Origin of the sequence: Citrobacter sp. Ce006, assembly GCF_030336535.1 — a bacterium.
Lineage (GTDB): Bacteria > Pseudomonadota > Gammaproteobacteria > Enterobacterales > Enterobacteriaceae > Citrobacter > Citrobacter europaeus.
This window is the reverse complement of sequence record NZ_JAOWDO010000054.1, coordinates 47,748-68,543: the sequence shown is the minus strand read 5'-3', so window position 1 is coordinate 68,543 and position 20,796 is coordinate 47,748. Positions and strand designations below refer to the sequence as shown.

Below are 20,796 nucleotides of genomic sequence, written 5' to 3'. Positions count from 1 at the left end.
TTGTCAGTAACGATTTTTCCCCAAGATGCGCTACATTTCTATTTCAATATCGCCGTTTGCCCGACAGCAGCAGGGCAAAATTTCACCTGGTTGAATGAAGGCCAGAGGTTCGGCAATCCAGTCGACCTGTCCCGCTACCAGGCGGGTACGACAGGAGCCGCAATAACCTGCACGGCACTGATATTCTACTTCGACATTGTGCGATTCGAGCGCAGCAAGCAGGGAAGGGTGTTCATCCTGGCACAGCAACTGTGTGCCAGAGATGCGCAGAGTAACGCGGCCCATCAGAGCTGGAAGTTACTCAGATCGTCAGTATCAACTTCCGAGTCAATCTGCCCAACCAGATAGGAGCTGACTTCCACTTCCTGCGGCGCAACCTGCACGTTATCAGACACCAGCCAGGTGTTGATCCATGGGATTGGGTTAGAGCGCGTCTGGAACGGCAAATCGAGCCCGACAGCCTGCATACGAATGTTGGTGATGTACTCAACGTACTGGCACAGGATATCTTTGTTCAGGCCAATCATTGAGCCGTCACGGAACAGATAATCTGCCCACTCTTTTTCCTGCAGCGCGGCCTGGACGAACAGGTCATAGCACTCTTGTTTGCACTCTTCGGCAATTTCCGCCATTTCCGGATCGTCCACGCCGCTGCGCAGCAGGTTCAGCATATGCTGGGTACCGGTCAGGTGCAGCGCTTCATCACGGGCGATCAGACGAATAATTTTCGCGTTGCCTTCCATCAGTTCACGTTCAGCGAAGGCGAAGGAGCAGGCGAAGCTGACGTAGAAGCGAATGGCTTCCAGCGCGTTAACGCTCATCAGGCACAGGTACAGCTTCTTCTTCAGCTCACGCAGGTTAACGACAACCGTTTTACCGTTGACCGTATGTGTGCCAACGCCCAGCAAATGCCAGTAGCTGGTCATCTCGATCAATTCGTCGTAGTAGCTGGAAATGCCTTCCGCGCGTTTCTGGATCTGTTCGTTGGTGACGATATCGTCAAACACCACCGCCGGATCGTTCACGATGTTACGAATGATATGAGTATAAGAACGGGAGTGGATCGTCTCAGAAAACGCCCACGTTTCCACCCAGGTTTCCAGCTCAGGGATCGAGATTAACGGCAGCAGCGCTACGTTTGGGCTGCGTCCCTGAATGGAGTCCAGCAACGTCTGATACTTAAGGTTGCTGATGAAGATATGCTTTTCATGTTCCGGCAGCGCCTGGAAGTCGATGCGATCGCGAGAAACATCGACCTCTTCCGGACGCCAGAAGAAAGAGAGCTGCTTTTCGATCAGCTTTTCGAAGATGTCATATTTTTGCTGATCGTAGCGGGCGACGTTCACCGGCTGGCCGAAGAACATCGGCTCCAGAAGTTGGTTATTTTTCGTCTGTGAAAAAGTGGTGTATGCCATTGATGTGAATCCTGTCTGGAATGTATTGCCGGACGCGCTTCGCTTACCCGGCTTACATTACCGCGAATTAATTTATAGGCCGGGCAAGCGTAGCGCCGCCCGGCATCATTCATCAGATCTTACAAGCGCCGCTTTCGCAGCCGTCGTCCTGAATGGACGGCACCAGATCGTCCTGAGAATCTTCCGCACCGTCACGGGTGTTCTGATAATACAGCGTTTTGACACCAAATTTGTAGGCGGTGAGCAGGTCTTTCAGCAACTGCTGCATCGGTACTTTTCCGGACGGGAAACGTGACGGATCGTAGTTGGTGTTGGCGGAAATCGACTGATCGATAAATTTCTGCATGATACCTACCAGCTGCAGATAGCCGTCGTTGTTTGGCATTTCCCACAGCAGTTCGTACGCGTCGTGCAGGTGTTCGTAGTCCGGCACGACCTGGCGCAGAATACCGTCTTTCGACGCTTTGATGCTCACGTAGCCGCGCGGCGGTTCAATACCGTTGGTGGCGTTGGAGATCTGCGAAGAGGTCTCGGACGGCATCAGCGCAGACAGCGTTGAGTTACGCAGACCGTGCGTCTTGATGGATTCACGCAGCTGTTCCCAGTCCAGATGCAGCGGCTCGTTGGCAATAGCATCGAGATCCTTTTTATAGGTATCGATCGGCAGAATGCCCTGGGAGTAAGTCGTTTCGTTAAACCACGGGCACGCGCCTTGCTCTTTTGCCAGCTCGTTAGAGGCTTTCAGCAGGTAATACTGAATGGCTTCAAAGGTTTTGTGAGTCAGGTTGTTCGCGCTGCCGTCAGAATAACGCTTACCGTTTTTCGCCAGCCAGTAGGCGTAGTTGATCACGCCAATACCCAGCGTACGACGGCCCATCGCGCCGCGTTTGGCGGCAGGAATTGGATAGTCCTGGTAATCGAGCAGCGCATCCAGCGCGCGCACCGCCAGTACGGCCAGCTCTTCCAGCTCGTCCAGGCTATTGATAGCGCCGAGGTTAAATGCGGACAGCGTACACAGCGCAATTTCGCCGTTTTCGTCGTTAACGTCGGTCAGCGGTTTGGTCGGCAGGGCGATTTCCAGGCACAGGTTTGACTGGCGCACCGGCGCGACAACCGGATCAAACGGGCTGTGGGTGTTGCAATGGTCAACGTTCTGGATGTAGATGCGGCCGGTAGAGGCACGTTCCTGCATCATCAGGGAGAACAGTTCGACCGCTTTCACGCGTTGCTTGCGAATGCTGTCGTCGTTTTCATATTTGGTGTACAGACGTTCAAACTCGTCCTGGTCGGCGAAGAACGCATCATACAGGCCCGGGACGTCGGACGGGCTGAACAGTGTGATATCGCCGCCTTTCAGCAGACGGGTGTACATCAGTTTGTTGATCTGTACGCCGTAGTCCATGTGACGCACGCGGTTGCCTTCAACGCCACGGTTGTTTTTCAGGACCAGCAGGCTTTCAACTTCCAGGTGCCACATTGGGTAGAACAGCGTGGCTGCACCGCCACGTACGCCACCCTGGGAACAGGATTTTACCGCGGTCTGGAAGTGCTTGTAGAACGGAATACAGCCGGTGTGGAACGCTTCACCGCCGCGGATCGGGCTGCCCAGTGCGCGGATGCGACCGGCGTTGATACCGATACCGGCGCGCTGAGAAACGTATTTCACAATCGCGCTGGAGGTGGCGTTGATGGAATCCAGGCTGTCGCCGCACTCGATCAGCACGCAGGAGCTGAACTGACGAGTAGGGGTGCGCACGCCGGACATAATCGGCGTAGGCAGCGAAATTTTAAACGTAGAAACGGCGTCGTAGAAACGTTTTACATATTGCAGACGTGTTTCGCGCGGATAGTTAGAGAACAGGCAGGCCGCTACCAGTATGTAGAGGAACTGCGCGCTTTCATAAATCTCACCGGTAACACGGTTTTGTACCAGGTATTTGCCTTCTAACTGCTTCACCGCCGCGTAGGAGAAGGTCATATCCCGGTCGTGTACGATGAACGAGTCCATCTGCTTGAACTCTTCTTCCGTGTAGTCTTCCAGCAGATGATTGTCGTATTTGCCCATTTCAACCATTTTCACGACATGGTCGAACAGTTTCGGCGGTTCAAACTCGCCGTAGGCTTTTTTGCGCAGATGGAAAATCGCCAGGCGAGCAGCCAGGTACTGATAATCTGGCGCTTCGCGGGAGATCAGATCGGCGGCAGCTTTAATGATCGTTTCATGGATATCGGAGGTCTTGATACCGTCATAAAACTGAATGTGGGAGCGTAGCTCGACCTGAGAAATCGATACGTTATTCAGTCCTTCTGCCGCCCAATCCAGAACTCGGTGGATTTTGTCGAGATTGATGCGCTCTGTACTACCATCACGCTTTGTCACCAGCAGACTCTGATTCATGTGGTTTTTTACCTGTCCGTGAAAGAAAAAATATCCCCCATATTATCCACAAAGTCATGTTGTGACTAAGTCTGTGGATAAATACTATATGTAGGGGTTGTTTGATAAAGTAGACGCTATATGGTGAGTATTCTAGTAGGGATTCTTTTCAGTACAAGAGTTGATTTTGAGGTTAAATTGAGGTTGCAAAAGGGTAATAATCGCTAAGTGCGCGTCTTATAAGGCCTGGCGAGGATGTCAATAATTGAGAAAAAAAATAGAAAATTTGATCGAGTGCTGATTTCTTCATCTAAGGCGAAGAAAGTTCTTATGATCTGGCACAGGATTTGTAAGCCTGATAAGCGGAGCGTCATCAGGCATTGTTCCCGTGAGCATGCCGGATAGCGGCGTTGACGCCTTATCCGGCCTACAGGAGAGGTTAATCAACCCTGGCGGTAGTGTGCACCATATAATTCACATCAACCCCTGGGCCGAGTTTAAAGCTGTTGGTGATCGGGTTGTAGTGCAGGCCGGTCATATGACGCTCTTTCAGCACGGTCTGGTCAACCCACTCCAACAGTTCAGCGGGCTTAATGAATTTTTTCACATCATGGGTGCCTTTTGGCACCATACGCAAAACATATTCCGCTCCAACTACGGCCATCAGCCAGGATTTGCCGTTACGATTAAGCGTGGAGAAAAACACTTCGCCGCCCGGTTTGACCAGTCTGGCGCAGGCCCTGACCACCGACTGCGGGTCCGGCACGTGTTCTAACATTTCCATGCAGGTCACAACGTCGTACTGATGCGCATGTTTTTCCGCGTGTTCTTCAACGGTTTCTTGTACGTATTCCACCTGGATGCCGCTCTCCAGCGCATGCAGTTTTGCTACCTGTAACGGTTCAAAACCCATGTCCAGCCCGGTGACGGTTGCGCCTTCGCGCGCCATGCTTTCCGCCAGAATGCCGCCGCCGCAGCCGACGTCGAGTACCTTTTTACCAAACAGGCCGCCTGAGCGCTCAGTAATATAGCCCAGACGCAGTGGGTTAATACGGTGCAGTGGCTTAAATTCACCCTCAAGATCCCACCAGCGTGACGCGACTGCTTCAAACTTGGCAATTTCTTCATGGTCAACGTTGTGAGTTACCGGGGGTTTTTCGGCATTCATTGGGGCTTCTACTCCTAAATTTGCGATGCAAATGAGTATATCAGCCTGGCGGGATGAATAAAGCCTCTGTCTGGGGGAATCCATTTACCTGAATCTGTGCGAATGTGTTATAATTTGCGACCTTTGAATCCGGGATACAGTAGAGGGATAGCGGTTAGATGAGCGACCTTGCGAGAGAAATTACACCGGTCAACATTGAGGAAGAGCTGAAGAGCTCGTATCTGGATTATGCGATGTCGGTCATTGTTGGCCGTGCGCTGCCAGACGTCCGAGATGGCCTGAAGCCGGTTCACCGTCGCGTACTTTACGCCATGAACGTATTGGGCAACGACTGGAATAAAGCCTATAAAAAATCTGCCCGTGTCGTTGGTGACGTAATCGGTAAATACCACCCTCATGGTGATACCGCCGTTTACAACACCATTGTTCGTATGGCGCAGCCATTCTCCTTGCGTTACATGCTGGTAGATGGTCAGGGTAACTTTGGTTCTGTCGATGGCGACTCCGCAGCGGCGATGCGTTATACGGAAATCCGTATGTCGAAAATCGCCCATGAGCTGATGGCTGACCTGGAAAAAGAAACGGTTGATTTCGTCGATAACTACGACGGCACCGAACAAATTCCTGACGTCATGCCGACCAAAATTCCTAACCTGCTGGTGAACGGTTCGTCCGGTATCGCGGTAGGTATGGCAACCAACATTCCGCCACACAACCTGACGGAAGTGATTAACGGCTGTCTGGCATACATTGACGATGAAGACATCAGCATTGAAGGGCTGATGGAACATATTCCGGGTCCGGACTTCCCGACCGCCGCGATCATCAATGGTCGTCGTGGTATCGAAGAAGCCTACCGTACCGGCCGTGGCAAAGTGTACATTCGCGCACGCGCAGAAGTCGAAGCGGATGCCAAAACTGGCCGCGAAACCATCATCGTCCATGAAATTCCGTATCAGGTGAACAAAGCGCGCCTGATCGAGAAAATCGCCGAGCTGGTAAAAGACAAACGCGTTGAAGGTATCAGCGCGCTGCGTGACGAGTCTGACAAAGACGGTATGCGCATCGTGATTGAAGTGAAACGCGACGCGGTCGGGGAAGTGGTTCTGAACAACCTTTACTCCCAGACTCAACTGCAGGTTTCCTTCGGTATCAACATGGTTGCTCTGCACCATGGTCAGCCGAAGATCATGAACCTGAAAGATATTATCGCCGCGTTCGTACGTCACCGCCGTGAAGTCGTAACCCGCCGTACTATCTTTGAACTGCGTAAAGCTCGCGACCGTGCACACATTCTTGAAGCACTGGCGATTGCGCTGGCGAACATCGATCCGATCATCGAACTGATCCGCCGAGCGCCGACTCCGGCAGAAGCGAAAGCAGCGCTGGTCGCGCGTTCGTGGGAGCTGGGCAACGTTTCTGCCATGCTGGAACGTGCCGGTGATGATGCCGCGCGTCCTGAGTGGCTGGAGCCGGAATTTGGCGTGCGTGATGGTCAGTACTACCTGACTGAACAGCAGGCCCAGGCGATTCTGGATTTGCGTCTGCAGAAACTGACTGGCCTTGAGCATGAAAAACTGCTCGACGAATACAAAGAGCTGCTGGAGCAGATCGCTGAACTGCTGCACATTTTGGGCAGCGCCGATCGTCTGATGGAAGTTATCCGTGAAGAGATGGAGCTGATTCGCGAGCAGTTCGGCGACGAACGTCGGACCGAAATCACCGCGAACAGTGCTGACATCAACATCGAAGATCTGATTAGCCAGGAAGATGTTGTCGTGACCTTGTCTCATCAGGGTTACGTGAAATATCAGCCGTTAACCGATTACGAAGCGCAGCGTCGTGGCGGTAAAGGCAAATCTGCAGCACGTATTAAAGAAGAAGACTTTATCGACCGCCTGCTGGTGGCTAACACCCATGATACGATCCTCTGCTTCTCCAGCCGTGGTCGTTTGTACTGGATGAAGGTTTATCAGCTGCCGGAAGCGAGCCGTGGAGCGCGTGGACGTCCAATCGTCAACCTGCTGCCGCTGGAAGCGAACGAGCGTATCACCGCAATTCTGCCGGTACGCGAGTACGAAGAGGGTGTTAACGTCTTCATGGCAACCGCCAGCGGTACCGTGAAGAAAACGGCGCTGACCGAGTTCAGCCGTCCGCGTTCTGCCGGTATCATTGCGGTTAACCTGAACGAAGGCGACGAACTGATTGGCGTTGACCTGACGTCCGGTAGTGACGAAGTCATGCTGTTCTCTGCCGCGGGTAAAGTTGTGCGCTTTAAAGAAGATGCCGTTCGTGCAATGGGTCGTACCGCGACCGGCGTACGTGGTATCAAACTGGCGGAAAGCGACAGCGTGGTATCGCTGATCGTTCCACGCGGTGAAGGCGCAATTCTGACCGTTACCCAGAACGGCTACGGTAAACGTACGGCGGCGGAAGAGTATCCGACCAAGTCTCGTGCGACCCAGGGCGTTATCTCCATCAAAGTCACCGAGCGCAACGGTTCCGTTGTTGGCGCAGTGCAGGTTGAAGATACCGACCAGATCATGATGATCACCGATGCAGGTACGCTGGTGCGTACTCGCGTGTCGGAAATCAGCGTAGTAGGGCGTAATACCCAGGGTGTTATCCTCATCCGTACTGCGGAAGATGAAAACGTAGTGGGTCTGCAACGCGTGGCTGAACCTGTTGATGATGAAGAGCTCGACTCCATCGACGGCAGCGCTGCTGAAGGGGACGAGGATATCGCGCCTGAAGCGGAAAGCGATGACGATGCAGCGGACGACGCTGAAGAGTAATTGAGATGTTATAAGGGGGCCGGAGAAATCCGGCCCTTTTTTTAATGGCATTGCGACAAAAGACATTTACCGCTACCTTAACCACACTCTATTAATGCCCTGAGGCGGAGCTTCGCCCCTTTGAAATACCTTGCTTCCGTTCATTCAACGCTAAAAGTCTCACGCTACCTGTTCAGGGCCTTGGCGCTCCTGATCTGGTTTTTAATTGCGTTCGCTTCCGTTTTCTACATCGTGAATGCGCTGCACCAGAGAGAATCTGAGATCCATCAGGAGCTTAACCTCAGCTCCGATCAGGCCCAACGTTACATTCAGCGCACCTCTGATGTAATTAAAGAGCTGAAATATATCGCTGAGAATCGTTTAACGGCGGAAAACGGCGTGATGTCGTTGCGGTCGCGGGATGATAAAACCGTTGTGCCAAACTTTGAGCCGCTGTTTGCCGACTCCGACTGCTCGGTGATGGGCAACGCCTGGCGGGGATCGCTGGAATCGCTGGCGTGGTTTATGCGCTACTGGCGCGACAACTTTTCCGCCGCCTATGATTTGAATCGCGTGTTCCTGATCGGCAGCGACAACCTTTGTATGGCTAATTTCGGCCTGCGTGATATGCCGGTTGAACGTGACGAGGCGCTGAAGGCGCTACATGAGCGCATTATTAAGTATCGCAATGCTACGCAAGACGAAAACGGCAACAACTTGTTCTGGATCAGCCAGGGGCCGCGTCCGGGCGTGGGGTATTTCTATGCGCTGACGCCGGTTTATCTCGCCAATCGTCTGCAAGCGCTGCTCGGCGTCGAACAACCTATTCGAATGGAAAACTTCTTCACGCCTGGCAGTTTGCCAATGGGCGTGACCATTCTTGATGAAAATGGTCATGCGCTCATTTCGCTCACCGGCCCTGAGGGTAATATTAAGGCTGAACCACGCTGGATGCAGGAGCGCTCCTGGTTTGGTTATACCCCAGGTTTTCGCGATCTGGTGTTGAAGAAAAACCTGCCCCCTTCATCGCTGAGCATTGTCTATTCCGTTCCGGTCGACCTGGTGCTGGAGCGGATCCGCATGATGATCCTGAACGCGATCCTACTGAATGTGCTGGTTGGTGCGGCGTTATTTATGCTCACGCGTATGTATGAGCGACGTATTTTTATTCCGGCGGAAAGCGATGCTCAGCGCCTGGAAGAGCACGAGCAGTTTAACCGTAAAATCGTGGCTTCCGCGCCGGTTGGCATTTGTATTCTGCGTACGATAGATGGCATTAACATCCTGAGTAATGAGCTGGCGCACACCTATCTCAACATGCTGACGCATGAAGACCGGCAGCGGTTGACGCAAATTATCTGCGGCCAGCAGGTCAATTTTGTCGATGTACTGACCAGTAACAATACCAATCTGCAAATCAGCTTTGTGCACTCGCGCTATCGTAATGAAAACGTAGCGATTTGCGTGCTGGTTGACGTCAGCGCGCGCGTAAAAATGGAAGAGTCGTTGCAGGAGATGGCGCAGGCGGCGGAGCAGGCGAGCCAGTCCAAATCGATGTTCCTTGCGACGGTGAGCCACGAGCTGCGTACGCCGCTGTACGGTATTATCGGTAACCTCGATTTGTTGCAAACCAAAGAGTTACCCAACGGGGTGGATCGCCTGGTGACGGCGATGAACAACTCTTCCAGCCTGCTGTTGAAAATTATCAGCGATATTCTCGATTTCTCGAAAATTGAATCTGAACAGCTGAAGATTGAACCGCGCGAGTTTTCACCGCGTGAAGTCATGAATCATATTACGGCTAACTATCTGCCGCTGGTGGTCCGCAAGCAACTGGGCTTGTACTGCTTTATCGACCCAAATGTACCAGTGGCGCTCAATGGCGACCCGATGCGTTTACAGCAGGTAATTTCCAATCTGTTGAGTAATGCTATCAAGTTTACCGATACCGGCTGCATTGTGCTGCACGTGCAGTGTAACGGCGATTATCTTAGTATTCGCGTACGTGATACCGGGGTCGGGATCCCTGCCAAAGAGGTCGTCCGGTTGTTCGATCCTTTCTTCCAGGTGGGAACCGGCGTCCAGCGTAATTTCCAGGGAACCGGACTTGGTTTGGCTATCTGTGAAAAACTGATCAGCATGATGGATGGAGACATTTCCGTCGATTCTGAACCGGGAATGGGGAGTCAGTTTATGCTGCGTATTCCGCTTTATGGCGCGCAGTATCCACTGAATAAAGGTATCGATGGGCTTGTCGGCAAGCGTTGCTGGCTGGCGGTGCGTAACGCGTCGCTGTACCAGTTTGTTGAATCCAGTCTGACGCGAAATGGGATGACGGTGCTGCGTTATGAGGGGCAACAACCGGATGCGGATGACCTGCTAATTGCTGACGATGTGCTGGACCAGCCGTGGCAGGGACGCGCCGCGGTGATTTTCTGCCGCCGTCATATCGGTATTCCACTGGAAAGGGTGCCTGGGGAGTGGGTGCACAGCGTGGCATCACCTCACGAGCTGCCTGCGCTGCTGGCGCATATCTACAGCGTTGAGCTGAACAGTGAAGAGCTTTCCACTGCGCTACCAGCCCCGGATAAAGTAGGGGCAACGAACGATGACATGATGATTCTGGTGGTCGACGATCATCCGATCAATCGACGTTTACTGGCCGATCAGTTGGGATCGTTGGGATACCAGTGTAAAACCGCGAATGACGGCGTGGATGCACTCAATGTACTGAGTAAAAACCATATCGACATCGTACTAAGCGACGTCAACATGCCGAACATGGATGGTTATCGCCTGACGCAGCGTATTCGTCAGCTAGGGTTAACGCTGCCGGTTGTCGGCGTGACGGCCAACGCGCTGGCCGAAGAGAAGCAGCGTTGTCTTGAGTCAGGTATGGATAGCTGTCTGTCTAAGCCAGTGACGTTGGACGTATTGAAGCAAACGCTGACGGTCTATGCGGAAAGGGTGAGGAAGGCGCGGGAATAACAGATGCCGGATGGCGGCGTTTGCCTTATCCGGCCTACGGAACACGCACCACGCAGTGTCATTCGTAGGCCTGATAAACGGCGTGCCATCAGGCACTTTTGTGCTAAAAGAATTACTCTTTGTCTGAGGGACTCAGCGTTACGGAAGAGAGGTAATTCAACAGGGCGATATCGTTTTCCACACCGAGTTTCATCATTGCCGACTTTTTCTGGCTGCTGATGGTTTTAATACTGCGGTTGAGTTTTTTCGCGATTTCAGTAACCAGGAAACCTTCAGCAAACAGACGCAGAACTTCACTCTCTTTCGGAGACAGACGTTTGTCACCGTAGCCGCTGGCGCTGATTTTTTCCAGCAGACGAGAAACGCTTTCCGGGGTGAATTTCTTACCTTTCTGCAGAGCGGCAAGCGCTTTCGGCAGATCGGTTGGCGCACCTTGCTTCAGGACAATCCCTTCAATATCAAGATCCAGTACCGCGCTCAGGATTGCCGGGTTATTGTTCATAGTCAGAACGATAATCGACAGGCTCGGGAAATGGCGCTTGATATACTTAATTAACGTGATCCCGTCACCGTATTTATCTCCCGGCATTGAGAGGTCGGTAATCAACACATGAGCATCTAACTTAGGCAAATTGTTGATCAGTGCAGTGGAGTCTTCAAATTCGCCGACAACGTTTACCCACTCGATTTGCTCAAGTGATTTACGAATACCGAACAGTACAATCGGGTGGTCATCGGCAATAATTACGTTCATAGTGTTCATGTATTGGGCTACCTTGCTACAGCAAGCTCTTGACGTAATCGTCAATGTCGCTGATGTATTTTTCTATACCTGGAGCATCTTTCTCTTGAATAAGATGTTCCAGCGCTTCACATAACTGCTTGCCGGGTACCAGATTAAGCATGGCAAACACGCCTTTCAGGCGATGGGCCGTTTGGGCTAACGCAGCGAAATCGCTGGTTGCTGCCTCAGTATACAACCTCTTAACATCATCCGGTACTGTGTCTACAAAGAGTGCATAGTAACCACTGGCATGAAGTTCGGCGTTTTCATCTCCGCCGAGGGGGAGTTCCTGGATCTCTTCTTGTGCCAGCTGCTCTTCTATCAGCTCGAGGACAGCTTCCTGCATAGCATTGCTCATATTAAAGTTGACGCGCAGCTGGCCAGGGCCAATTTTCCGCACGCCAGACTCATCATCGCTTAAAAGAAGGCCTGAGGCAGTAAGATTAGACGGATTATCTGTTAAAAAGAGATCATATTCTTGACTATTCAACCGTTCATCTGGCGTGATGCAGGTTGCGCCCCAGTTCTCCAGCTGACGTAATACAATGCTGCGTACGTCATTAGAGGTGACATCAACCATTATGCAGACGTCATCTAACAAACGTTCTTCACTTTCAGCATGTTGATCGTGCAGCGGCATTTTAACATGGACTATATAACGTGTTCCAAGTTCTTCCCGCGCTTTAATGTTCAGGTGTCCACCCAGCTTGCGGGCGAGCTGATCGCATAACCAGAACGCCAGCGGGTTGGCCTTGCCATATCGATCGCCCTGCGTGTCATTGATGAACGGGAAATGCAGGTTATCGACTTCATTCAACGTGACGCCTTCTCCGGTATCCAGAATGCGGAAGGTCAGGCGTTCAGCCTCCGACTCATCCTGGTCGACTTCCAGCGTGATTTTGCCGATTTGCGTGGTGGTTACCGCATATTGGATTAACAGCAGCAAAATACGGCGCAGGGCATCACGGTCGCCGCGGCGTTCATCATGGGCGCTCAGGTGATTTTTAATCAGCAGTTGCAGCCCTTTACGTTTGATAGCGGGCAGAACCTCAGGAACCACGTCATCAATTAACGCCTGCACGGAAAATAGCGTCGATTCCCCTTTCCAGGCGTCGCTTTCCAGCAGGTTGGCCAACTGGATTTCATCTACCATACGCACCAGAACGTCTGCCTGATTTGCCAGTTTCTGGCTGTCAGGGCTATTAAGGGCGGCGGCATTAGCGGCCAGGGTTTTAGCCGGGTCTTTCAGTGCGCTGCCGATATTCTGCATAAAGGCGGCGCGGGCCTGCTGGTTTTTCTCATACAGTCGCTGCGCTTGCTTCAGCTTTTTATTCACCAGCACTTCTCGATCCTGGTCACGAATAATAAAGATCTGCGTTCTTGATGAGATCTGACTGCGAAATAGCCTGATTTCATACAGTTCATTATTGATGGTGGCCTGAATCACCCCCTGATGCTGCTCCGCCATGCTGGTAATGTTTTGCAGATTTAAATGCGGCAGCAGGTGGTCGGCAATTTTATTGCTGATAACCGTGCGGTTTGCTTCTTGATCGTGCACCAGCAAGCCCAGCGGCAGCAGAGAGACAATCTCTTCGTTGATCGCGCGCAGAACGCGCAATTCATTATTGGCCGCAAGGTTTGGCGCCACTTCGGTGGAACGGGCAGGGAGGTGGCGAAAGGTGGTATAGCCAAACAGCGCCAGGGCCAGCAACGCAATGTTAAGCAACAGCGGTAGCAAAATGCTTTGCAATGTATCGAGCAGCAATGAACCAAACGGAACCTGCCACACCAGGCGCATATCCGTTGAATTTAGTGCCGAAGAGATCTCAATTTTACTGTTGTTGAAATTAATGCTGACGCTGTCAGGCGACTCTTTTTCATTCAGGTGCTCGGTCGTGGACGTGGCGTCAGGTTCGAGATGGAAGCTATCCAGCGGCATGCCGGGCGGGATCAAGTCATTAATCGGCAGGTCAAAGGCGACAACCGTTGCCAGATGTCCTGGTTGATTAAAGGTCGTGCGTAGCGTGAAGTAATGCCCGTTCTGCCAGGCCAGCCGGCGCAGTGAAGAGAAGCTTTCGCGTTCATCCAGCGCATTGGCCTGCTGTAGCATTTCCGCGCGCCGTGAATCGACAATATTACCAATCGTCGATTCTTTAAATCCAGAAGTCAGATCTTTTAGCGGCAACGTTGAGATAAGGATCAGGCTATTGTCCTGGCCATTCAGGTAATACATAGACCACGGAACATTTTCCGCGCCCCATAGCGTATCCAGATAGCTTGAGATGCGTTGGGTCATCTCCAGCGTCGAACTATCATGCGAGCCGAAAATCAGCGCCTCGGTCTTTCTACGCGGCTTCTCAAGATAGTAGACGTCTTGTTTCAGACGCGTTTCCTGTAGTCCTTCAGCACCCGACGAACTGGCTGAGGCGGCAATATTGTCATAGATTTGCCAGGTCACGTATCGCCAGGTATCGACCCTTTTATGAATGGCGTGGGTGATATCAACAATCTGATAGCTCTTATCCTTTAACCAGGTGTTGACGGCGCTTTGGACCATAACGCCCATCATCACCAACAGCACAACGATCAGTAATAAGAAGAAACGGGTAATACTTCCCGGTAGCAGGGAGAATCGGGTAGAAGCCGTTGTGTCAGACTGACTCATTCGTGTTTATGACCTGTTAAACGACGCCAAAGATGAAGGGGCAGTATAAAGGGTAATGTATGAATTGCCACACTTACACCACGCCGCATGGCCCGCATTTTTCCGCCCCTCATTTTGTTGCAGCCATCATGATGCAAAGGTGTACAGTGGATAAAAGCGAGTACAAATATTTGTACGGAATGTATACATTTAGCATTAAATAACAAGAAATTATTAATCAGATTTATATCTGGATACGACTCTATGAGATAGTTAATAGTCGTTATGGTTTTTCATCGGTAGCACAGAACGGTAAGTTTTGTGTAAAGAAGAGTAAAAAAAAACCGAACGCGAAGCATTCGGTTGAAATAGGGGTAAACAGACATTCATGAATGAATGACGGTAATAAATAAAGTTAATGATGATAGCGAGTCTATTTTAGTTGCGAGTGAAGATTTTGTTTTGTCATTCAGTGCTATAACTAATTGCATTGCAACTTTCTGATTTTTAATTAAATTTCAATAATTCTTGATTATTTGTGCTTATTTTTCCTGTTTTTTGAATTTTAAAAAGTTCCCTCTTATTAACATTTAGAAACACCTATGTGGATAAATGAAACACCTTAAAAGTTTTAGTATCATATTCGTGTTGGATTATTCTGTGTTTTTGCGGAGAATGAAGTTGCCGACTGGTTAATGACCTTAATCAGTATGCAGTGGCATAAAAAAGCAATAAAGGCATATAACAGAGGGTTAATAACATGAAAGTTAAAGTACTGTCCCTCCTGGTACCAGCACTGCTGGTAGCAGGCGCAGCAAATGCGGCTGAAATTTATAACAAAGACGGCAACAAATTAGACCTGTACGGCAAAGTCGACGGTCTGCACTATTTCTCCGACAACAAAGGTGATGATGGTGACAAGACTTACATGCGTATCGGCTTCAAAGGCGAAACCCAGGTTAACGACCAACTGACCGGTTACGGCCAGTGGGAATACCAGATTCAAGGCAATCAGAGTGAATCCAGCAACGACGCCTGGACGCGTGTGGCATTCGCAGGTCTGAAATTCGCTGATGCAGGTTCTTTCGACTACGGTCGTAACTACGGTGTAACTTATGATGTAACGTCCTGGACCGACGTCCTGCCAGAATTCGGCGGTGATACCTACGGTGCGGACAACTTCATGCAGCAGCGTGGTAACGGTTATGCGACCTACCGTAACACAGATTTCTTTGGCCTGGTTGATGGTCTGAACTTTGCCCTGCAGTACCAGGGTAAAAATGGCAGCGTAAGCGGTGAAAACGAAGCTGGTCGTAGCCTGCTGACCCAGAATGGCGATGGTTACGGCGGCTCCCTGACTTACGATCTCGGCTCTGGCTTTGGTATTGGTGGTGCGATCACTACCTCTAAACGTACCGCTGATCAGAATGCTCTTGGCGTGTACGGTAACGGTGACCGTGCAACGGTTTATACCGGTGGTCTGAAATACGACGCTAACAACGTTTACCTGGCCGCACAGTACTCCCAGTCCTATAACGCAACCCGTTTCGGTACCTCTAACGGTAGCAACCGCACTGCTGCATATGGCTTCGCAGATAAAGCTCAGAACTTTGAAGTTGTGGCACAGTACCAGTTCGATTTCGGTCTGCGTCCTTCCGTGGCTTACCTGCAGTCAAAAGGCAAAGACATCAGCAATGGCTTCACCAACTACGGTGACCAGGATATCGTGAAATACGTTGATGTTGGCGCGACTTACTACTTCAACAAAAACATGTCTACCTATGTTGATTACAAAATCAACCTGCTGGATGACAATGCGTTTACCCAGGCAGCAGGTATTGCTACCGATGATATCGTAGCACTGGGTCTGGTTTACCAGTTCTAATCTGCGCTCATGTCGTTAAAAGGCCCTGCGGGGCCTTTTTTAATGCCGTTTTTTCGTCGTACAAACAACGATTTTTGGTGTACTCTTGCGCCCGTTCGCATGAGGATAATTACGTATGGAAGTGAATTTTTATCGCGCAGCGTTACTGGCTGTGACGATCTTTTTAGTCGGGTGCGATGAGGCCCCGAAACCCGCTCAGACCACGACACCTGCCACCGTTCTGGAAGGTAAAACGATGGGCACTTTCTGGCGGGTCAGTGCGGTGGGCGTAGATGCCAAACGCGTCGGGGAACTGCAGGCGAAGATCCAGACTCAGTTGGATGCCGACGATCAACTTCTCTCTACCTATAAAAATGATTCTGCGTTGATGCGCTTTAACCTGTCGACAAGCCTGTCGCCATGGCCGGTTAATGATGCCATGGCAGATATCGTGACTTCGGCGCTGCGCATTGGCGCAAAAACCGATGGGGCCATGGATATTACCGTGGGACCGTTGGTCAATCTGTGGGGATTTGGCCCGGATAAGCAACCGGTGCATATTCCCACTCAGGCGCAAATTGACGCAGCCAAAGCGCAAACCGGGCTTTCACATCTGAAGGTTGTTAATGAGGCTCATCGGAACTATCTGCAAAAAGATTTGCCCGAGTTGTATGTGGATCTCTCGACCGTTGGTGAAGGTTATGCCGCCGATCATCTGGCACGATTAATGGAGCAGGAAGGGATCGCCCGTTATCTGGTTTCCGTTGGCGGCGCGCTGAACAGCCGCGGTATGAATGCAGAAGGGAATCCGTGGCGAGTCGCGATTCAGAAGCCTACCGATCGTGAAAACGCGGTGCAGGCGATTGTCGACATTAACGGGCATGGCATTAGTACCTCCGGCAGCTACCGTAACTATTATGAGCTGGATGGTAAGCGCCTTTCCCATGTTATCGATCCTCAAACCGGTCGTCCGATTGAACACAACCTGGTGTCCGTGACGGTGATTGCCCCAACGGCGCTGGAGGCTGACGGCTGGGATACCGGATTGATGGTCCTCGGCCCGCAAAAGGCCAAAGAGGTGGTACGTCGTGAAGGTCTGGCGGTCTATATGATTATGAAAGAGGGTGAGGGGTTTAAAACCTGGATGTCGCCGCAGTTCAAAAGCTTTCTGGTCAGCGAGAAAAATTAAAAAGCAAGATTGCGGGTTTTTGTATCCGCCTATGGGGACACACTGAGGCTAAGCGCTATGCTTAACAAAGGAGTCCATAATGAAAAATCGTTTACGCGTAACTGATGATGACCGCTGGCAGTCCGTTTTGGCTCGTGACGCCGACGCTGACGGCCAGTTTGTTTTCGCCGTCCAGACTACCGGCATTTTCTGCCGTCCGTCCTGTCGGGCGAAACATGCGCTACGCAAAAATGTCAGTTTCTTTGCCGATGCCAGGCAGGCGCTGGCCGCCGGTTTTCGTCCCTGTAAACGTTGCCAGCCAGATAAAGACAGCGCACAGCAGCATCGGCTGGAGAAAATAGCCCGCGCCTGCCAGTTGCTGGAGCAGGAACCCCCCCTTACGCTGGACGAACTGGCGCGGCAGGTGGCAATGAGCCCCTATCACTTACATCGCTTGTTCAAAGCTACGACAGGCATGACCCCGAAAGCGTGGCAGCAGTCCTGGCGTGCCCGCCGTCTGCGCGATGCCCTGGCAAAAGGCGATCCGGTAACGCAGGCGATTCTCAACGCCGGATTCCCCGACAGCAGCAGCTACTACCGACAAGCGGATCAGGCGCTAGGCATGACCGCAAAACAATTTCGTAAAGGCGGCGACAACGTTTCTGTACGCTATACCCTTGCAAATTGCTCCCTGGGTCGTTGTCTGGTGGCGGAAAGCGAGCGGGGTATCTGTGCGATCTTACTTGGTGATGATGATACGGCGTTGGTTGCGGATCTGCATGAGCTGTTTCCCGCTGCGCAGGATGTTCCTGCAGATGCCGATTTTCAGCAGCGCGTGCGCGAAGTGATCGCCGCGATCAATTCGCGTGACGCGTCGCTATCGCTGCCCCTGGATATCCGGGGCACCGCATTTCAGCAGCAGGTGTGGCAGGCGCTGCGCACAATTCCATGCGGCGAAACGATGGGCTACCAGCAACTGGCCAGCGCTATCGGTAAACCGAAGGCAGTACGCGCGGTGGCCAGTGCCTGTGGGGCCAACAAACTGGCGATTGTTATCCCGTGTCACCGGGTTATTCGCGGCGACGGGGCGCTTTCGGGCTACCGGTGGGGCATTGCGCGCAAAGCGCAGTTACTGCAACGTGAAACTACTGGCGAGGAAACATAATGCTCGATCTCTTTGCGGATGCTAAACCCTGGCAGGAGCCGCTGGCTTCAGGTGCGGTTATTCTGCGACGTTTCGCTTTTGATTCCGCGCCCCCTTTGCTGCAGGCGATAGCGGCTGTCGCCAGACAGTCGCCTTTTCGCCAGATGGTGACGCCCGGCGGTTACACGATGTCGGTGGCGATGACCAACTGTGGTCGTCTGGGGTGGACGACGGATCAGCATGGCTATCTTTATTCTCCGTTTGATCCACTCACCGGCGCGCACTGGCCGCCGCTGCCGGACGCATTTGCTGACCTGTGCCAACAGGCGGCGACGGCGGCGGGCTATGCTGATTTTCAACCCGATGCCTGCCTGATTAACCGCTACACGCCGGGGGCAAAATTGTCTTTACATCAGGATAAAGACGAGCCTGACCTGCGGGCGCCGATTGTCTCGGTGTCGCAGGGGCTGCCGGCCATCTTTCAATTTGGCGGATTGCGCCGTAATGATCCCTTAAAGCGTTTGCTGCTGGAACATGGCGATGTCGTGGTGTGGGGCGGTAATTCGCGGTTGTTTTATCATGGGATCCAGCCGCTTAAAACGGGGTATCATCCGTTGACCGGAGACTGTCGCTACAATCTGACGTTTCGCCAGGCGGGTAAAAAAGAATAAAAATAAGAATTATTATTGCTGTCAGCGAAGAGATGTTTAAACTGCGGGCTGTTATTACTTGTCCGGGTTGTGTGCATGGAACTTTTACTTCTTGTCTGGCGGCAGTATCGCTGGCCATTTATCAGCGTTATGGCGCTCAGCCTCGCCAGCGCCGCGTTGGGAATTGGGCTGATTGCGTTTATCAACCAGCGCCTGATTGAAACGGTCGACACCACGCTGATGGTGCTGCCGGAGTTTCTTGGCCTGCTGCTGCTATTGATGGTTGTCACTCTCGGCTCTCAGCTGGCGTTGACCACGCTTGGCCACCACTTTGTCTACCGACTGCGTAGCGAATTTATCAAACGTATTCTGGATACCCACGTCGAGCGTATAGAACAGCTTGGTAGTGCCTCGTTACTGGCCGGTTTAACCAGCGATATTCGCAATATCACCATCGCCTTTGTTCGTCTGCCTGAACTGGTGCAGGGAATTATCCTGACCGTCGGGTCGGCGGCGTATCTGGCGATGCTGTCGACCAAAATGCTGCTGGTGACGGCAATCTGGATGGCAATCACTATCTGGGGCGGATTTGTACTGGTGGCGCGAGTGTATAAACACATGGCCACCCTGCGTGAAACAGAAGACAAGTTGTACAACGATTATCAGACGGTGCTGGAAGGGCGCAAAGAGCTGACGCTCAACCGCGAGCGCGCCGAGCATATCTTTAATCAGATGTACGTCCCGGATGCCAAAGAGTACCGTCATCATATTATCCGTGCCGATACTTTCCACCTGAGCGCGGTTAACTGGTCGAACATCATGATGCTGGGCGCCATTGGCCTGGTGTTCTGGATGGCCAACAGTCTGGGCTGGGCGGATACCGCCGTGGCGGCGACCTATTCTCTGACACTGTTATTCCTGCGTACGCCGCTGCTCTCTGCCGTTGGCGCACTGCCGACGCTGCTCACCGCGCAGGTGGCGTTCAACAAGCTGAATAAATTCGCACTGGCACCTTTTAAAGCAGAGTTCCCGCGTCCAACCGCATTTCCTAATTGGCAAACGCTGGAGCTGCGTAACGTGGTTTTCCATTATCAGGACAACGCATTTTCCGTAGGGCCGGTGAATCTGACTATTCATCGTGGTGAACTGATCTTTCTGATTGGCGGTAACGGTAGTGGGAAATCTACGCTGGCGATGTTACTGACCGGACTATACCAGCCGCAGTCAGGTAAGATTTTGCTTGATGGTAAGGCCGTTGCCGTTGAAAAGCCGGAGGATTATCGCAAGCTGTTCTCCGCCGTGTTTACCGACGTCTGGCTGTTCGACAAACTGCTGGGGCCGGAAGGTAAAGAGGCTAATCCGCAGCTGGTTGCGAAGTGGCTGGAACATCTGAAGATGGGTCACAAGCTGGAGCTGAGCGATGGCCGTATCCTCAATCTGAAGTTGTCGAAAGGGCAGAAGAAACGCGTGGCGCTGCTGCTGGCCCTGGCGGAGGAGCGCGACATCATTCTGCTGGACGAATGGGCTGCCGATCAGGATCCTCATTTCCGCCGGGAGTTTTATCAGGTCCTGTTACCGCTGATGCAGGAAATGGGTAAAACCATCTTCGCCATTAGTCATGACGATCACTACTTTATTCATGCCGATCGCCTGCTGGAAATGCGCAACGGACAGTTGAGTGAACTGCTGGGCGATGAGCGTGATGCTGCCTCTCGTGACGCGGTGGCGCGCACGGCATGATCCCACATGCCGCTGGTTTTTTATCCACCCGGCGGCACTGTTTATTGTTATTTACATAAATCGGCATCATGATTAATGAT

The 20,796-nt window shown here is 52.0% G+C and carries 13 protein-coding genes; 7 read left to right on the top strand and 6 right to left on the bottom strand.

The genetic code is table 11. The annotated features are described in order from the left end of the window. Nucleotides 1-30: 30 nt before the first annotated feature. The 4 genes from yfaE to ubiG all read right to left on the bottom strand — a co-directional run bounded on the left by yfaE (nt 31) and on the right by ubiG (nt 4,960). Complete coding sequence (gene yfaE, locus OGV94_RS01935) at nt 31-285, bottom strand: ferredoxin-like diferric-tyrosyl radical cofactor maintenance protein YfaE (RefSeq protein ID WP_043017020.1); 255 nt, start codon at nt 283-285, stop codon at nt 31-33. After that, nucleotides 285-1,415: a class Ia ribonucleoside-diphosphate reductase subunit beta gene (gene nrdB / locus OGV94_RS01930; protein ID WP_043017019.1), complete on the bottom strand. Its 1,131-nt coding sequence runs from the start codon at nt 1,413-1,415 to the stop codon at nt 285-287. The genes yfaE and nrdB overlap by 1 nt, the downstream gene beginning before the upstream one ends. A gap of 112 nt (nt 1,416-1,527) precedes the next feature. Continuing rightward, complete coding sequence (gene nrdA, locus OGV94_RS01925) at nt 1,528-3,813, bottom strand: class 1a ribonucleoside-diphosphate reductase subunit alpha (RefSeq protein WP_043017018.1); 2,286 nt, start codon at nt 3,811-3,813, stop codon at nt 1,528-1,530. Nucleotides 3,814-4,231: 418 nt separating this feature from the next. Beyond that, nucleotides 4,232-4,960: a bifunctional 2-polyprenyl-6-hydroxyphenol methylase/3-demethylubiquinol 3-O-methyltransferase UbiG gene (gene ubiG, locus OGV94_RS01920; protein WP_043017017.1), complete on the bottom strand. Its 729-nt coding sequence runs from the start codon at nt 4,958-4,960 to the stop codon at nt 4,232-4,234. 158 nt (nt 4,961-5,118) lie between these two features. Between ubiG and gyrA the strand changes: the two genes are divergently transcribed. Together gyrA and rcsC are read left to right on the top strand one after the other, a co-directional pair. Beyond that, nucleotides 5,119-7,755 carry a DNA topoisomerase (ATP-hydrolyzing) subunit A gene (gene gyrA / locus OGV94_RS01915; RefSeq protein WP_286522485.1) on the top strand — a complete coding sequence of 879 codons (2,637 nt, stop codon included), beginning with the start codon at nt 5,119-5,121 and terminating at the stop codon, nt 7,753-7,755. Between the two features lie 120 nt (nt 7,756-7,875). After that, nucleotides 7,876-10,722, top strand: coding sequence for a two-component system sensor histidine kinase RcsC (gene rcsC / locus OGV94_RS01910; protein ID WP_047409860.1), 2,847 nt, complete (start codon nt 7,876-7,878; stop codon nt 10,720-10,722). A gap of 112 nt (nt 10,723-10,834) precedes the next feature. Here rcsC and rcsB read toward each other — a convergent pair whose 3' ends face one another. Both rcsB and rcsD read right to left on the bottom strand, forming a co-directional pair. Next, nucleotides 10,835-11,485, bottom strand: coding sequence for a response regulator transcription factor RcsB (rcsB, locus tag OGV94_RS01905; protein ID WP_003027592.1), 651 nt, complete (start codon nt 11,483-11,485; stop codon nt 10,835-10,837). 16 nt (nt 11,486-11,501) lie between these two features. Next, complete coding sequence (gene rcsD / locus OGV94_RS01900; RefSeq protein WP_043017014.1) at nt 11,502-14,171, bottom strand: phosphotransferase RcsD; 2,670 nt, start codon at nt 14,169-14,171, stop codon at nt 11,502-11,504. 739 nt (nt 14,172-14,910) lie between these two features. Here rcsD and OGV94_RS01895 point away from each other — a divergent pair. The 5 genes from OGV94_RS01895 to OGV94_RS01875 all read left to right on the top strand — a co-directional run bounded on the left by OGV94_RS01895 (nt 14,911) and on the right by OGV94_RS01875 (nt 20,716). Further along, entirely contained in the window at nt 14,911-16,035 is a 1,125-nt protein-coding gene (locus tag OGV94_RS01895) for a porin OmpC (protein ID WP_043017013.1), read from the top strand. Between the two features lie 115 nt (nt 16,036-16,150). Then, nucleotides 16,151-17,203: an FAD:protein FMN transferase ApbE gene (apbE, locus tag OGV94_RS01890; protein ID WP_043017012.1), complete on the top strand. Its 1,053-nt coding sequence runs from the start codon at nt 16,151-16,153 to the stop codon at nt 17,201-17,203. Between the two features lie 79 nt (nt 17,204-17,282). After that, on the top strand, nt 17,283-18,347 hold the full coding sequence (ada, locus tag OGV94_RS01885; protein WP_075145896.1) for a bifunctional DNA-binding transcriptional regulator/O6-methylguanine-DNA methyltransferase Ada: 1,065 nt from the start codon (nt 17,283-17,285) through the stop codon (nt 18,345-18,347). Further along, a complete protein-coding gene (alkB, locus tag OGV94_RS01880) occupies nt 18,347-18,997 on the top strand; it encodes a DNA oxidative demethylase AlkB (RefSeq protein WP_502874118.1) in 651 nt (216 codons plus the stop codon). Before ada ends, alkB begins: the two co-directional genes overlap by 1 nt. 75 nt (nt 18,998-19,072) lie before the next feature. Then, nucleotides 19,073-20,716 carry a multidrug ABC transporter permease/ATP-binding protein gene (locus OGV94_RS01875; protein WP_047409874.1) on the top strand — a complete coding sequence of 548 codons (1,644 nt, stop codon included), beginning with the start codon at nt 19,073-19,075 and terminating at the stop codon, nt 20,714-20,716. Nucleotides 20,717-20,796 lie beyond the last annotated feature (80 nt).

Bases quoted from the DNA above. Each gene is read 5' to 3' on its own strand.
- yfaE (WP_043017020.1), bottom strand. From the start codon at position 285: ATGGGCCGCGTTACTCTGCGCATCTCTGGCACACAGTTGCTGTGCCAG.
- nrdB (WP_043017019.1), bottom strand. From the start codon at position 1,415: ATGGCATACACCACTTTTTCACAGACGAAAAATAACCAACTTCTGGAG.
- nrdA (WP_043017018.1), bottom strand. From the start codon at position 3,813: ATGAATCAGAGTCTGCTGGTGACAAAGCGTGATGGTAGTACAGAGCGC.
- ubiG (WP_043017017.1), bottom strand. From the start codon at position 4,960: ATGAATGCCGAAAAACCCCCGGTAACTCACAACGTTGACCATGAAGAA.
- gyrA (WP_286522485.1), top strand. From the start codon at position 5,119: ATGAGCGACCTTGCGAGAGAAATTACACCGGTCAACATTGAGGAAGAG.
- rcsB (WP_003027592.1), bottom strand. From the start codon at position 11,485: ATGAACACTATGAACGTAATTATTGCCGATGACCACCCGATTGTACTG.
- rcsD (WP_043017014.1), bottom strand. From the start codon at position 14,171: ATGAGTCAGTCTGACACAACGGCTTCTACCCGATTCTCCCTGCTACCG.
- OGV94_RS01895 (WP_043017013.1), top strand. From the start codon at position 14,911: ATGAAAGTTAAAGTACTGTCCCTCCTGGTACCAGCACTGCTGGTAGCA.
- apbE (WP_043017012.1), top strand. From the start codon at position 16,151: ATGGAAGTGAATTTTTATCGCGCAGCGTTACTGGCTGTGACGATCTTT.
- ada (WP_075145896.1), top strand. From the start codon at position 17,283: ATGAAAAATCGTTTACGCGTAACTGATGATGACCGCTGGCAGTCCGTT.
- alkB (WP_502874118.1), top strand. From the start codon at position 18,347: ATGCTCGATCTCTTTGCGGATGCTAAACCCTGGCAGGAGCCGCTGGCT.
- OGV94_RS01875 (WP_047409874.1), top strand. From the start codon at position 19,073: ATGGAACTTTTACTTCTTGTCTGGCGGCAGTATCGCTGGCCATTTATC.